This window comes from Bacillus sp. FSL W7-1085, from assembly GCF_038595035.1.
GTDB classification, from domain to species: Bacteria; Bacillota; Bacilli; order Bacillales; family Bacillaceae; genus Bacillus; species Bacillus altitudinis.
This window is the reverse complement of record NZ_CP152000.1, coordinates 101,369-115,974: the sequence shown is the minus strand read 5'-3', so window position 1 is coordinate 115,974 and position 14,606 is coordinate 101,369. Positions and strand designations below refer to the sequence as shown.

10 protein-coding genes, 2 rRNA genes and 1 other annotated feature (1 of these 13 cut by a window edge) are annotated in these 14,606 nt (G+C 43.9%); all 12 genes read right to left on the bottom strand.

Going from position 1 to position 14,606, the window contains the following annotated elements:
* Window positions 1-154, bottom strand: a binding site (T-box leader); it reaches 76 nt to the left of the window's first position.
* A complete protein-coding gene (gene gltX / locus MKY11_RS00615; RefSeq protein ID WP_007496275.1) occupies window positions 155-1,606 on the bottom strand; it encodes a glutamate--tRNA ligase in 1,452 nt (483 codons plus the stop codon). It abuts the feature before it with no gap.
* Window positions 1,607-1,700: 94 nt separating this feature from the next.
* Window positions 1,701-2,177, bottom strand: coding sequence for a 2-C-methyl-D-erythritol 2,4-cyclodiphosphate synthase (ispF, locus tag MKY11_RS00610; RefSeq protein ID WP_007496273.1), 477 nt, complete (start codon window positions 2,175-2,177; stop codon window positions 1,701-1,703).
* Window positions 2,178-2,180: 3 nt separating this feature from the next.
* The gene (ispD, locus tag MKY11_RS00605) at window positions 2,181-2,870 is read right to left on the bottom strand and encodes a 2-C-methyl-D-erythritol 4-phosphate cytidylyltransferase (RefSeq protein ID WP_008345432.1); all 690 of its coding nucleotides are present in this window, start codon (window positions 2,868-2,870) and stop codon (window positions 2,181-2,183) included.
* Window positions 2,871-2,883: 13 nt separating this feature from the next.
* On the bottom strand, window positions 2,884-3,984 hold the full coding sequence (locus tag MKY11_RS00600; protein WP_047946821.1) for a PIN/TRAM domain-containing protein: 1,101 nt from the start codon (window positions 3,982-3,984) through the stop codon (window positions 2,884-2,886).
* A gap of 153 nt (window positions 3,985-4,137) precedes the next feature.
* The gene (gene disA, locus MKY11_RS00595; protein WP_007496267.1) at window positions 4,138-5,217 is read right to left on the bottom strand and encodes a DNA integrity scanning diadenylate cyclase DisA; all 1,080 of its coding nucleotides are present in this window, start codon (window positions 5,215-5,217) and stop codon (window positions 4,138-4,140) included.
* 2 nt (window positions 5,218-5,219) lie between these two features.
* Window positions 5,220-6,599 (bottom strand): DNA repair protein RadA, encoded by a 1,380-nt coding sequence (radA, locus tag MKY11_RS00590; protein WP_017359160.1) that lies wholly within the window; start codon window positions 6,597-6,599, stop codon window positions 5,220-5,222.
* Window positions 6,600-6,692: 93 nt separating this feature from the next.
* Window positions 6,693-9,128 carry an ATP-dependent protease ATP-binding subunit ClpC gene (clpC, locus tag MKY11_RS00585; protein ID WP_007496263.1) on the bottom strand — a complete coding sequence of 812 codons (2,436 nt, stop codon included), beginning with the start codon at window positions 9,126-9,128 and terminating at the stop codon, window positions 6,693-6,695.
* Window positions 9,125-10,216, bottom strand: coding sequence for a protein arginine kinase (locus MKY11_RS00580; RefSeq protein ID WP_024718295.1), 1,092 nt, complete (start codon window positions 10,214-10,216; stop codon window positions 9,125-9,127). The genes clpC and MKY11_RS00580 overlap by 4 nt, the downstream gene beginning before the upstream one ends.
* A 4-nt stretch (window positions 10,217-10,220) precedes the next feature.
* Complete coding sequence (locus MKY11_RS00575) at window positions 10,221-10,778, bottom strand: UvrB/UvrC motif-containing protein (protein ID WP_007496258.1); 558 nt, start codon at window positions 10,776-10,778, stop codon at window positions 10,221-10,223.
* 14 nt (window positions 10,779-10,792) lie between these two features.
* Window positions 10,793-11,257 (bottom strand): CtsR family transcriptional regulator, encoded by a 465-nt coding sequence (locus MKY11_RS00570; RefSeq protein WP_003217184.1) that lies wholly within the window; start codon window positions 11,255-11,257, stop codon window positions 10,793-10,795.
* A gap of 177 nt (window positions 11,258-11,434) precedes the next feature.
* Window positions 11,435-11,550, bottom strand: a 5S ribosomal RNA gene (rrf, locus tag MKY11_RS00565).
* 61 nt (window positions 11,551-11,611) lie between these two features.
* A 23S ribosomal RNA gene (locus MKY11_RS00560) occupies window positions 11,612-14,542 on the bottom strand.
* Between the last annotated feature and the right edge of the window lie 64 nt (window positions 14,543-14,606).

Here is a 14,606-nt window from a genome sequence, read left to right as displayed (position 1 = left end):
TAACGGAGGGTACCGCCCTTGCATACTAACATACGTGTTCCTCAAGGGTCTTGAGGGTGCATTTCCAACGTCTGCCCATAAGTCTCTTTCAGCCGGTGAAGACTCTTTCTGTGATGGACGATAACATTGTACTTCTCCCTCGCAACGATTTTCCTTATATTTGTTTAATGCGGTTTAATACCGTCTCTTTACCTAGTAGTTCAATACTTTGCGGAAGCTCTGGGCCATGCGTTTGTCCAGTGACAGCCACACGAATTGGCATGAATAGTTTCTTACCTTTATGCCCTGTTTCTTTTTGTACCGCTTTAATGGCAGCTTTGATTTCATCAGGTGTGAAAGACTCAAGACGTTCAAGCTGACCTGCAAACGAAGCCATCACTTCTGGTACTTGCTCTTCTGCAAGAACTTCCTTTGCCTCTTGATTATACTCAATTTGTTCCTTAAAGAACAACTCTGTTAACTCAACAATTTCTGCTCCGTAGCTCAATTGCTCGTGGTATAGAGAAATGAGTTTGCGCACCCACGTGTTTTCTTCTTCTGTCAGCTGCTCACTTACCTTGCCTGCCTTTTGAAGATGTGGAAGTGTAAGTGCCACAACTTGATCAAGATCAAGTGCTTTCACGTATTGGTTATTCACCCATTTTAGTTTATGCATATCGAAGAGAGCTGGTGACTTAGAAAGTCGATTGACATCGAAAATATCGATGAACTGCTCTTTTGTAAATAGTTCCTCTTCACCAACTGGAGACCATCCAAGCAGTGCAATGAAGTTAAACAAAGCTTCTGGTAAATAGCCCAAGTTCTTATACTGTTCGATGAACTGGATAATTGATTCATCACGCTTGCTTAATTTCTTGCGGTTCTCGTTTACAATCAGCGTCATATGTCCGAACAGCGGAACATCCCAGCCAAATGCATTGAAGACCATAATTTGTTTAGGTGTATTCGAGATATGATCCTCACCACGAAGAATGTGAGTCATTTTCATCAAATGATCATCCACCGCTACAGCGAAGTTATACGTTGGCGTACCATCTTTCTTCACAATAACAAAGTCACCGATGCCGTCTGTTTCAAATGAAATCTCGCCTTTGACCATATCGTCAAATTTGATGATTTCTCCTTTAGGCACTCGGAAGCGGATGCTTGGCTCTCTTCCTTCAGCAATCAGCTTGTCCTCTTCTTCTTTTGATAAATGACTGCATTTACCAGAATATCGAGGCATTTCACTGCGGGCAATTTGTGCTTCACGCTCTTCTTCTAATTCTTCAGCCGTACAATAGCACTTATATGCCAAATCTTTCTCTAGCAGCTCGTCATAATATTTTTTGTAAATATCATTACGCTCTGATTGTCTGTAAGGACCGTAGCCGCCATCTTTATCAATGCTCTCGTCCCAATCAATCCCGAGCCATTGCAGGTGGCGAAGCTGGCTTTCTTCTCCGCCTTCTACATTACGCTTTTGATCCGTATCCTCGATTCGAATAATAAATTTGCCGCCTTGGCTGCGTGCGAACAAATAGTTGAAAAGAGCCGTTCTAGCATTCCCAATATGTAAATGACCAGTTGGACTCGGTGCATAACGAACACGCACTTCATTTCCCATGAGTTTAACTTCCTTTCATCTGCATCATGTTGTCTGACACCAATTTTTTATAAACGTATTTTATCATCAAAACCCATTCTCATCAAAACGGATTTTACTTTTTCTGAAGAAGTACGGTTGCTTGAGAGGCAATTCCTTCGCCTCTTCCTGTAAATCCAAGTTTCTCTGTTGTTGTTGCTTTGACATTCACCTGTGTGACATCTGCCTCAAGGGCTTCTGCGATTTTCTCACACATTGGCTGAATGTATGGTGCCATCTTTGGTTTTTGCGCCATGATCGTGCAATCGATATTCACCAGTGTATAGCCTTTTTCTTTTACAAGTGCCCACACGTGTTGAAGTAATTTAAAAGAGTCTGCATCTTTAAACTCCGGATCCGTGTCTGGGAAATGTCTGCCGATATCTCCTTCTGCAATCGCACCTAGGCAGGCATCCGCCACAGTATGAAGCAGTACATCCGCATCTGAATGCCCAAGTAGACCCTTTTCATAAGGGATCGTCACACCACCAATAATAAGAGGTCTTCCCTCTGTTAATTGATGCACATCAAAACCTTGTCCTATTCTAAACATGTTCTAGTACCCTCTTTCCGCATCCATAATTGCCTTGGCAACCAATAAATCATCCGGTGTTGTCAGTTTAATATTGGTATAGTCTCCTTGGACAATATAAACACTCTCACCGTGTAATTGTTCCACAAGACTGGCGTCATCTGTTCCAAGAAAGCCTGTCCGCTCCGCATGTTCATGCGCTTCTTTTAAAATAGAATGACGAAAAGCTTGTGGGGTCTGGACTGCCCACAAGCTCTGACGTTCAATGGTTTGTTCCACTTTGCCTTCTTGAACGCGTTTGATTGTGTCTTTCACTGGTACCGCTACGACTGCGGAGCCTTTTTCAATCGCTGCTTTAACGAGCAAGTCAATCTGTGTATGCTTAATAAAAGGCCTTGCGCCATCATGAACAAGCACGATGTCCGCATCTTGCACAGCCTTCAATCCTTCGTATACACTTTGCTGCCGTTCTTCACCGCCAGTGACAAGTGAAACAGGCGTTTGAAAAGCGTGTACCTTCAGTAGCCTTTCAAAGTCACGACGCTCTTCTTCATTGATCGCTAAGATCATGCGTCTGCATTGTGAATGAGCGTCAAACACCTTCAGTGTGTGGATGATGACCGGCATTCTTTTCAATTCAATAAAAAGTTTATTGCGGCCGGCCTTCATTCGCTTCCCCTGCCCCGCAGCCGGAATAACTACTTCATAATACATGTTCGTTCTCCCTTTAGAGCGCCTTCTCCAGAAGTTTTGGCTTCGCAAAAATCATTCTTCCAGCAGCAGTTTGCAGCACACTCGTGACGAGCACATCAATGTCTTTTCCAATATAATTGCGTCCTTCTTCGACCACAATCATCGTACCGTCATCTAAGTAAGCAACACCTTGGTTATGCTCTTTCCCATCTTTAATGACCTGTACCTTCATTTCTTCCCCAGGCAGCACAACCGGTTTGACTGCATTGGCTAGATCATTGATGTTTAACACTGCTACTTTTTGAAGTTCGCATACTTTATTTAAATTAAAATCATTTGTCACAACAACACCTGAAGTTAACTTAGCGAGTTTCACAAGCTTGCTGTCAACCTCTTGAATATCTTCAAAGTCACCTTCGTAAATTTCAACTTTAATATCCAGTTCTTTTTGGATACGATTTAAAATATCAAGACCTCTTCGGCCTCTATTTCTCTTTAATACATCAGAAGAGTCTGCAATATGCTGTAATTCCTCGAGTACAAATTGAGGAATGACCATCACACCTTCTAGGAATCCAGTTTGACAAATATCTGCGATTCTTCCATCAATGATAACACTTGTGTCTAAAATTTTCAGCTTTTTATCTTCTATTTCAGGTTCATCATCAGCTGCTCCTTTTTTCTTTGTGACCTTTGCAGATCGAGAGAACAGCCCCATCATTTCATCCTTCTTCTTAAACCCTACCTGAAATCCAAGGTATCCTAAAAAGAAAGCCAGGAAAATCGGAATAATGGTACCAAAAATATGATATGGGATATTGTTTAGCGGGATCACGTTTACAATAAGATATGCTAGAATAAGTCCAAATACTAAACCGAAACTTCCAGATATAAGATCAGGAAGAGGCGCCTTCAATAGAGAATCCTCGATCCATTTCACCCAATTAACCACATAGCCTGTGCACCATTTACCAATGATAAAGAACACAGCGGCTCCTATTAGTGCTGAAGAGTAAGCATTTGTTATGAAAGGTATGTCCTTCAAATTTAACAGCAGAAATAACTCTGGAATGATAAAAATCCCTACAACTGCACCGAAAATGATAAAAAACGCCTGAACGATTCTTTTTAACATACCTTCACCTCCTTTATTTTTCATCTGTCAATCCACCTTCATCTGACATTGATATATGCTTAAGTTTCCTATCATCATGAACAGAAAACAAAACCATCATTAATATACCCATATTCATCCATTTTTAACCGTATTTAAGAAAAATTTCTCTTTTTATAGCTGACGGTCGATATAATGTTTTTCTTGCAGTCTTTTTAATCCTTTTTTTATCTTTTTCGCCCTTACTTCTCCAATTCCTTCTACTTCATCCAAATCTTGTACATCTGCTTCCATAATTCGATCTAGCACACCAAATGCTTCGACCACGTTTTCAACGATTGGCATAGGCAGTCTAGGGATTTTATGAAGTAATCTGTATCCTCTAGTGTATACATATTCGTCAATATTTGTAGATGCTGGATAGCCAAGTAACTTGTACAAAATGGAGTCATCTAAAAGCTCAAAACTCGACATATCTTGGAGCTGTTTCAGCAGCACATATGGATCTTTGATCTTTTCTTTCACGTAATCTTTAATAAATAACGCCGCTTCCTGCTCCATATCTGTAATCAGCTCATTGACTTGCAGACGGATCAAGTGTCCTTCTGTCCCAAGCTCTTTGATATACATATTGATTTCATTTTTGATTCTAAGTACCATTTCATAACGATGTAGCACGGATAATACATCACCAAAGGTCACAAGCTCTTCAAATTCTAAGGCGCTTAACGCAGAAATGGCATGATCTAAAATGGTTTTATATTTCTCAAGTGTTTGTATCGCTTGGTTGGCCTTCGTCAAAATAAAACCAATATCTTTCAGCGTATATCGTCGATTCCCTTGGTATAAGGTAATGACGTTCCGACGTTCAGAAATGGCAATGATTAAGCAACCTGTCTGCTTTGCTACACGTTCAGCCGTTCGGTGTCTCATGCCTGTTTCTGATGAATGAATGGTTGCATCCGGCATAAGCTGTGTATTCGCATACAAGATTTTTTGACCAGAGTCACTTAAAATAATCGCCCCATCCATTTTCGCCAATTCATATAAATGTGCTGGGGAGAAAGCAGAATTAATATGAAATCCTCCATCTACCACACTTTTCACTTTATCATTATAACCAACAACAATGAGCCCTCCAGTATTGGCTCTTAGGACGTTTTCAATCCCTGCCCGCAGGGGTGTCCCCGGTGCCACAAACTGGACAATATCTAAGAGATCGACTTCTCTCGCTCCTTTTTTCTCTTTTTCCATTTCTATGATCCCCCTAGTGAAATACGAAGTGCCTCTGCTACATTTTCTACACCGACTAACTCAATCCCTCTCGGTTTTTTCCATCCATCTATATTCGCCTGAGGAATAAACATTCGCTTAAATCCTAGTTTAGCAGCTTCCTGCACACGCTGTTCAATTCTTGATACTCTTCTGACTTCTCCCGTCAGACCCACTTCTCCTATAAAGCAATCTGCTTGATGCGGCGCTGCATCTTTAAAGCTTGATGCAATACTGACGGCAATAGCCAAGTCAATCGCTGGTTCATCAAGTTTCACACCACCTGCGACCTTTAAATAGGCATCTTGGTTTTGCAGTAGCAGCCCTACCCGTTTTTCTAAAACGGCCATAAGCAATGACACTCGGTTATGATCAAGGCCAGTAGCCATTCTCCGTGGATTCCCAAAGCTCGTCGGTGAAATAAGTGCTTGTATCTCCACTAGAACAGGTCTTGTTCCTTCCATTGAGGCAACAACACACGATCCAGATACACCTGCTGACCGCTCTTCTAAGAAGATTTCTGATGGGTTTAATACCTCTGTGAGCCCTTCCTCTCTCATTTCAAAAATTCCTAATTCATTCGTTGAACCAAAACGGTTTTTCACTGCCCTTAAAATACGAAACGTATGATGACGCTCCCCTTCAAAATAAAGAACTGTATCTACCATATGCTCTAAAAGGCGCGGCCCAGCAATCGAGCCCTCCTTCGTCACGTGACCAACGATAAAAATAGGAATACCATTCGTCTTGGCAATTTTCATCAGCTGGGCAGTGCATTCCCTCACCTGAGAAACAGATCCAGGAGCTGACGTGATATCGCTTTGATAAACGGTTTGAATTGAATCGACCACAACAAAAGCGGGTTTCATCTCTTGTATAGCAGACGTTATATACTCCATATCGGTTTCAGCCAAAACATGTAAAGAGGCACTTTCAATACCGAGACGGTCCGCCCTAAGCTTCGTTTGTTTGATTGATTCCTCACCAGATATGTACAACACATTCTGATTTTGATCTGATAGCTGTGCTGAAACTTGTAATAATAGTGTGGACTTCCCAATCCCAGGATCACCGCCAATAAGAACGAGTGAACCTTTGACAATTCCACTTCCTAATACTCGGTTAAATTCTTCTAAATTCGTTTTAATTCGGGGTTCTTCGGATGTTTCAATTGCAGATATAGGTGAAGGTTTTTGAATGGTTTGAACAGAATGATTAAACGCACTTCGACGATTTGCCGGCTCTTTACGAACGACCTCTTCTGTCATACTGTTCCAAGTGCCGCAGCCGGGACATTTCCCCATCCATTTGGCTGACTCATAACCGCACGATTGGCATATAAATTTTGATTTTGACTTAGCCATAGATTGAAGAATACAACTCCTTATACTGGTCAGAAAATAAGTAAAGGGAGGCATCCAACTTTCTGGTATGCCTCACACTTTTTTCTTACTATATTAGTTCGTAGCAGCCGTTGCTTTTACGACAATTTCTCCATCTTCTACATCTAATACGATATGTTGGCCCTTTTCAATATTGCCTTTCAGCAATTCCTCAGAAAGTCGATCCTCGACGTGCTTTTGAATCGCTCTTCTTAACGGACGAGCACCATACTCAAGATCTACGCCTTCGTCGGCAATCTTGGCTTTTGCTGCTTCCGTCAATTCAATTGAAAGGTCCTGCTCTTTTAGTCGTTTTGTCAATTGATCAGACATGAGAGAGACAATCTCTTTTAGATGTTTCTTTTCGAGTGAGTGGAAGACAATGATTTCATCAATACGGTTGATGAACTCCGGTCTAAACGCACGTTTCAGCTCACCCATTACTTTGCCTTTCATATCTTTGTAATTTTGACTTTCATCCTGCACGTTAAAGCCAACATATTTATTGCGCTTCAGCTCACTAGCTCCAACGTTTGAAGTCATAATCAAAATCGTATTTCTAAAGTCAACAGTACGACCTTTAGAATCAGTGAGACGACCATCTTCTAACACCTGAAGTAAGATGTTAAACACATCAGGGTGCGCCTTTTCAATCTCATCTAGAAGCACGACAGAATACGGCTTTCTTCTCACTTTTTCAGTCAGCTGGCCGCCCTCATCATAGCCCACATAGCCTGGAGGTGATCCAACAAGTCTTGAAGTCGAGTGTTTTTCCATGTACTCAGACATATCAATACGAATCATCGCTTCTTCATCACCGAAGATAGACTCAGCGAGTGCTCTTGCAAGCTCAGTCTTACCAACACCTGTTGGCCCTAAGAAAATAAAGGAGCCAATCGGACGTTTCGGATCTTTTAGTCCAGCACGGGCACGTCTTACAGCTTTTGCAACAGCAACAACTGCTTCATCCTGTCCAATGACGCGAGAGTGGAGCAATTGTTCCATGTTTAGAAGCTTATCTGTTTCTGTTTGAGCAATTTTTGAAACAGGTACTCCCGTCCAGCTAGAAACAACCATTGCGATATCATCCACAGAAACCTCTGAATTCTCTTGTCCCTGCTTTTCTTTCCAAGATTTCTTCGTCACTTCTACCTTTTCACGCAAACGTTGCTCCGTATCACGAAGAGAAGCGGCTTTTTCAAATTCTTGACTTTGAACAGCTGCATCCTTTTCCTTGCGTACTTCATCCAACTTTTGCTCAAGTTCCTTTAGATTAGGCGGTGTTGTGAAAGAACGTAAGCGAACTTTTGAACCCGCCTCATCAATTAAGTCGATCGCCTTATCTGGAAGGAAACGATCGGAGATATAACGATCAGAAAGCTTTACCGCCGCCTCAATGGCTTCATCTGTAATAGACACACGGTGATGTGCTTCATAACGGTCTCTAAGCCCTCTTAAAATTTGAATACTTTCATCAACAGATGGCTGGTCCACTTGAATTGGCTGGAATCGACGTTCAAGTGCAGCATCTTTTTCAATATATTTACGGTACTCATCTAACGTTGTTGCCCCGATACATTGAAGCTCACCACGTGCTAAAGATGGTTTTAGAATATTAGAGGCATCAATCGCACCCTCTGCTCCACCTGCACCAATCAGTGTATGAAGTTCATCAATGAAGAGAATGATATTTCCAGCCTGACGGATTTCGTCCATGACTTTTTTCAAACGATCCTCGAATTCACCACGATATTTCGTTCCCGCTACAACGGTTCCCATATCAAGTGTCATGACTCGTTTATCACGCAGAATTTCAGGCACTTCGTTGTGAATAATTTGCTGTGCGAGGCCTTCTGCGATCGCTGTTTTACCAACACCAGGCTCCCCAATCAAGACAGGGTTATTCTTTGTTCTTCTACTTAGGACCTCAATGACACGCTGAATTTCTTTGCTGCGGCCAATCACAGGGTCCAAGCTGTCCTCTTTCGCAATAGCCGTTAAGTCTCTTGCCAAGCTATCTAAAGTTGGTGTATTGGCATTGCTATTAGATCCTGCCGCAGATGCACCCGTTTCATTGCTGCCTAGAAGCTGCAATACTTGCTGGCGTGCTTTATTTAAGCTCACTCCGAGGTTATTTAAGACACGGGCAGCTACACCCTCTCCCTCACGAATAAGGCCTAAAAGAATATGTTCTGTCCCTACATAGGAATGACCAAGCTTTCTCGCTTCATCCATAGAAAGCTCCGTAACCTTCTTCGCTCTAGGTGTGTAATGAGGAATAGCTTGAGACACCTCTTGCCCTCTTCCAATCAAGCTCTCGACTTCTTTTTGGATTTTATCTGAAACAAGGCCCAGTGCTTCTAATGCTTTTGCGGCGATGCCCTCACCTTCACGTACAAGACCAAGTAAAATATGCTCTGTACCGATGTTCTTATGGCCTAGGCGAATGGCTTCTTCTTGTGCAAGTGCTAATACCTTTTGAGCTCTTTCAGTGAATCTTCCAAACATCATATCGTTTCATCCTCCTGTCCATTCCTATGCATTTCTAAGCGCAGCCTTTCTCTGATAATTGCTGCTCGTTTTATATCTCTTTCATTTGGTTCCAAGGCTCCTCCTGAATATTGCTGAAGGAAGCCAGGCTGTGTCAAAATCATGAGTTCATTCAGTATATTACTTGAAAGTCCCTTAATGATACCTAAATCAATTCCAAGTCGCACATCTGACAAACACTTAGCCGTTTCCTTAGATTCAATCATGCGACAATTAGCCAAAATCCCCAAGGAACGGTACACTCTGTCTTCAAGTTCAATTTTAGACGTCTGATATAATGCCTTACGTGCAGATCGCTCTTGTTCAATGAGCTGCGCTGTCACACTATTCAAGTCATCTACAATATCTTCTTCTGATTGACCCAGTGTCATTTGATTTGAAATTTGAAAGATGTTTCCTATTGCTTCGCTACCCTCACCATAAATTCCTCTGACCACAAGACCTAATTGATTAATTGCAGGAATAATGCGATTCATTTGTCTTGTCAGGGCTAGTGCTGGTAAGTGCATCATGACTGAAGCCCTAATACCTGTACCTACATTGGTCGGACAGCTCGTTAAGTATCCTCGCTTTTCTGAAAACGCATAATCCACTTGCTCTTCAATCCAGTCATCTATTTGGTTAGCTGCTTTTAGTGCATTAGCCAGCTGAAATCCTGGGAACAAGCATTGAATACGAATATGGTCTTCCTCATTCAGCATGACACTGATTTCTTCATTTTCTGAAAGCAAACAGCCGCCAAATCTTGATTCTGCTAAATTGGGGCTAATCAAATGCTTTTCAACAAGTACCCTTTTAGCCAAAGGCTGCGTTTCATTCATTCGAATCAGAACAAAGTTTCCAATGTCCTTCACTTCCTGGCTCGCAAACTTTTGCTCGAATTGCTGAAGAACAGCTTCAGCCTCCTCTTGAGAAAACTGAGTTGGGAAACGAACATGCTCTAGATTGCGTGCCAGTCGAATACGACTGCTTAGAACAATGTCACTTTCTGGTCCTTTCTGTTTCATCCATTGACTTAATGCGTCTTGAATAAAATGCTGGAGCGACATGTCGTTAATCTCCCTCCCTCTGCTGAGATTGCTCATGCTCTAATGCACGAATTTGATCTCGAACTTCCGCTGCTTTTTCAAACTCTTCCTGTTCAATCAGCTGCTTCAGTTCTTGCTGCATTAACTCAAGTTTCCGGCGAACATGCAGACTGCCGGCAATCCGTTTAGGGACTTTTCCATTATGGACTGTATTTCCACTATGGACTTTCCTTAAAACAGGATTTAAATACTGATCAAAGGTTCGATAACATTCTGCACAGCCAAAACGGCCTGTTTTCCTGAATTGCTGAAAAGTTAAGCCACACTTAGGACATTGATCCACTTCTCTTGCCTCTTGAAAAATAGATGATCCTTTATTCGCACTTGTGGTAAAGCTAGGATCAATATTCAATAAGCCTGATAATAAGTTGTGAATCGAGAAACCTTGGTTTCCACTCATAGCATATGAATCACTGTTTTCTTTTGCACATTGTTCACATATGTGCATTTCTTGTTTTTCTCCATTTATTACTTTCGTAAAGTGAAAAGTGGCTGGTCTCTCATTGCATTCTTGACAAATCAATCTTTTCACCCGCTTTACTTTAATTTCAAAGCATTTAACATCGCTTTCATCATCCGAGCCCGCAGTTCATCTCGTTCAGGTAAATCAATGTGTAAAACAGAACGGTCCATGACACTAATCATCATCTTTGCTTCTCTTTCGGATAAAATGTTGTTCTCAACAAGACGCATGATGATATGATCAGATGCAGCCTGTGATAAACGATGATATATTTGGGAAATAATGTTGTTCAATAAATCGACTTCATCATTCATTTTGACTTTAATGATACGGATATAGCCACCGCCGCCACGCTTACTTTCGACGATATAACCTCTTTCGCTCGTAAAGCGTGTATTGATAACATAGTTAATTTGTGAAGGTACGCATTGAAACTTATCTGCAATTTCATTGCGTTTAATTTCTAATATTTCTCGACCATTCTGATCCAAGACTTCCTTCAAATACTGCTCGATGATATCAGAAATATTTTGTGCCACTCCGCCTCCTCCTCCATTGACTTTGACTATATTTGACTTTAATCTTACTATAAATTTTTTCGATCGATTTTTCAAGATAATCGCTCAACTAACAATATTATTTCCACATTTATCTGGTGCCAAACGTCCCAAAAACACAAAAAAGACCAGTTCCGATTGGAACTGATCCTTTGAAAAGCTTGGCGGCGTCCTACTCTCACAGGGGGAAACCCCCAACTACCATCGGCGCTGAAGAGCTTAACTTCCGTGTTCGGTATGGGAACGGGTGTGACCTCTTCGCTATCGCCACCAAACCTGATGGAGAGAATGTTCTCTCAAAACTAGATAACAATGTTCATTTTTCACATTAGAATATAGGTTAAGTCCTCGATCTATTAGTATCTGTCAGCTCCACGTGTCACCACGCTTCCACCTCAGACCTATCAACCTGATCATCTTTCAGGGATCTTACTTCCTTGCGGAATGGGAAATCTCATCTTGAGGGGGGCTTCATGCTTAGATGCTTTCAGCACTTATCCCGTCCGCACATAGCTACCCAGCGATGCCCTTGGCAGAACAACTGGTACACCAGCGGTGCGTCCATCCCGGTCCTCTCGTACTAAGGACAGCTCCTCTCAAATTTCCTGCGCCCGCGACGGATAGGGACCGAACTGTCTCACGACGTTCTGAACCCAGCTCGCGTACCGCTTTAATGGGCGAACAGCCCAACCCTTGGGACCGACTACAGCCCCAGGATGCGATGAGCCGACATCGAGGTGCCAAACCTCCCCGTCGATGTGGACTCTTGGGGGAGATAAGCCTGTTATCCCCGGGGTAGCTTTTATCCGTTGAGCGATGGCCCTTCCATGCGGAACCACCGGATCACTAAGCCCGACTTTCGTCCCTGCTCGACTTGTAGGTCTCGCAGTCAAGCTCCCTTGTGCCTTTACACTCTGCGAATGATTTCCAACCATTCTGAGGGAACCTTTGGGCGCCTCCGTTACATTTTAGGAGGCGACCGCCCCAGTCAAACTGCCCACCTGACACTGTCTCCCTGCCCGATAAGGGCAGCGGGTTAGAAGGTCAATACAGCCAGGGTAGTATCCCACCGATGCCTCCACCGAAGCTAGCGCTCCGGTTTCCAAGGCTCCTACCTATCCTGTACAAGCTGTACCAACATTCAATATCAGGCTGCAGTAAAGCTCCACGGGGTCTTTCCGTCCTGTCGCGGGTAACCTGCATCTTCACAGGTACTATAATTTCACCGAGTCTCTCGTTGAGACAGTGCCCAGATCGTTGCGCCTTTCGTGCGGGTCGGAACTTACCCGACAAGGAATTTCGCTACCTTAGGACCGTTATAGTTACGGCCGCCGTTTACTGGGGCTTCAATTCGCACCTTCGCTTACGCTAAGCGCTCCTCTTAACCTTCCAGCACCGGGCAGGCGTCAGCCCCTATACTTCGCCTTACGGCTTCGCAGAGACCTGTGTTTTTGCTAAACAGTCGCCTGGGCCTATTCACTGCGGCTTCTCGGGGCTTTAACACCCTAAGAAGCACCCCTTCTCCCGAAGTTACGGGGTCATTTTGCCGAGTTCCTTAACGAGAGTTCTCTCGATCACCTTAGGATTCTCTCCTCGCCTACCTGTGTCGGTTTGCGGTACGGGCACCTCTCACCTCGCTAGAGGCTTTTCTTGGCAGTGTGGAATCAGGAACTTCGCTACTAAATTTCGCTCGCCATCACAGCTCAGCCTTCACGGGAAACGGATTTGCCTATTTCCCAGCCTAACTGCTTGGACGCGGATATCCAATACCGCGCTTACCCTATCCTCCTGCGTCCCCCCATTGCTCAAATGGTGAGGAGGTGGTACAGGAATATCAACCTGTTGTCCATCGCCTACGCCTTTCGGCCTCGGCTTAGGTCCCGACTAACCCTGAGCGGACGAGCCTTCCTCAGGAAACCTTAGGCATTCGGTGGACGGGATTCTCACCCGTCTTTCGCTACTCATACCGGCATTCTCACTTCTAAGCGCTCCACCAGTCCTTCCGGTCTGACTTCACTGCACTTAGAACGCTCTCCTACCACTGTTCGTAAGAACAGTCCGCAGCTTCGGTGATACGTTTAGCCCCGGTACATTTTCGGCGCAGAGTCACTCGACCAGTGAGCTATTACGCACTCTTTAAATGGTGGCTGCTTCTAAGCCAACATCCTGGTTGTCTAAGCAACTCCACATCCTTTTCCACTTAACGTATACTTTGGGACCTTAGCTGGCGGTCTGGGCTGTTTCCCTTTCGACTACGGATCTTATCACTCGCAGTCTGACTCCCAAGGATAAGTCATCGGCATTCGGAGTTTGACTGAATTCGGTAACCCGGTAGGGGCCCCTAGTCCAATCAGTGCTCTACCTCCGAGACTCTTACCTTGAGGCTAGCCCTAAAGCTATTTCGGAGAGAACCAGCTATCTCCAGGTTCGATTGGCATTTCACCCCTACCCACACCTCATCCCCGCACTTTTCAACGTGCGTGGGTTCGGGCCTCCATTCAGTGTTACCTGAACTTCACCCTGGACATGGGTAGATCACCTGGTTTCGGGTCTACGACCACGTACTCATGCGCCCTATTCAGACTCGCTTTCGCTGCGGCTCCGCATCTTCTGCTTAACCTTGCACGGGATCGTAACTCGCCGGTTCATTCTACAAAAGGCACGCCATCACCCGTTAACGGGCTCTGACTACTTGTAGGCACACGGTTTCAGGATCTATTTCACTCCCCTTCCGGGGTGCTTTTCACCTTTCCCTCACGGTACTGGTTCACTATCGGTCACTAGGGAGTATTTAGCCTTGGGAGATGGTCCTCCCGGATTCCGACGGAATTTCACGTGTTCCGCCGTACTCAGGATCCACTCTGGAGAGAACAACATTTCAGTTACAGGGCTGTTACCTTCTTTGGCGGGCCTTTCCAGACCTCTTCGCTTATATCGTTCCTTTGTAACTCCGTATAGAGTGTCCTACAACCCCAAGAGGCAAGCCTCTTGGTTTGGGCTGTTCCCGTTTCGCTCGCCGCTACTCAGGGAATCGCATTTGCTTTCTCTTCCTCCGGGTACTTAGATGTTTCAGTTCCCCGGGTATGCCTTCTCATACTCTATGTATTCAAGTATGGATACTACTCCATTACGAGCAGTGGGTTTCCCCATTCGGAAATCTCCGGATCAAAGCTTGCTTACAGCTCCCCGAAGCATATCGGTGTTCGTCCCGTCCTTCATCGGCTCCTAGTGCCAAGGCATCCACCGTGCGCCCTTTCTAACTTAACCATTTCTTACTTTAGAAAGAATCACTATGTGTGATGAACTTTGCATTGCATTCAATGTGAATGTA

What these genes read in the sequence shown, in the direction of transcription:
- gltX (WP_007496275.1), bottom strand. Translation starts at nt 1,606, where the DNA reads ATGGGAAATGAAGTGCGTGTTCGTTATGCACCGAGTCCAACTGGTCAT.
- ispF (WP_007496273.1), bottom strand. Translation starts at nt 2,177, where the DNA reads ATGTTTAGAATAGGACAAGGTTTTGATGTGCATCAATTAACAGAGGGA.
- ispD (WP_008345432.1), bottom strand. Translation starts at nt 2,870, where the DNA reads ATGTATTATGAAGTAGTTATTCCGGCTGCGGGGCAGGGGAAGCGAATG.
- MKY11_RS00600 (WP_047946821.1), bottom strand. Translation starts at nt 3,984, where the DNA reads ATGTTAAAAAGAATCGTTCAGGCGTTTTTTATCATTTTCGGTGCAGTT.
- disA (WP_007496267.1), bottom strand. Translation starts at nt 5,217, where the DNA reads ATGGAAAAAGAGAAAAAAGGAGCGAGAGAAGTCGATCTCTTAGATATT.
- radA (WP_017359160.1), bottom strand. Translation starts at nt 6,599, where the DNA reads ATGGCTAAGTCAAAATCAAAATTTATATGCCAATCGTGCGGTTATGAG.
- clpC (WP_007496263.1), bottom strand. Translation starts at nt 9,128, where the DNA reads ATGATGTTTGGAAGATTCACTGAAAGAGCTCAAAAGGTATTAGCACTT.
- MKY11_RS00580 (WP_024718295.1), bottom strand. Translation starts at nt 10,216, where the DNA reads ATGTCGCTCCAGCATTTTATTCAAGACGCATTAAGTCAATGGATGAAA.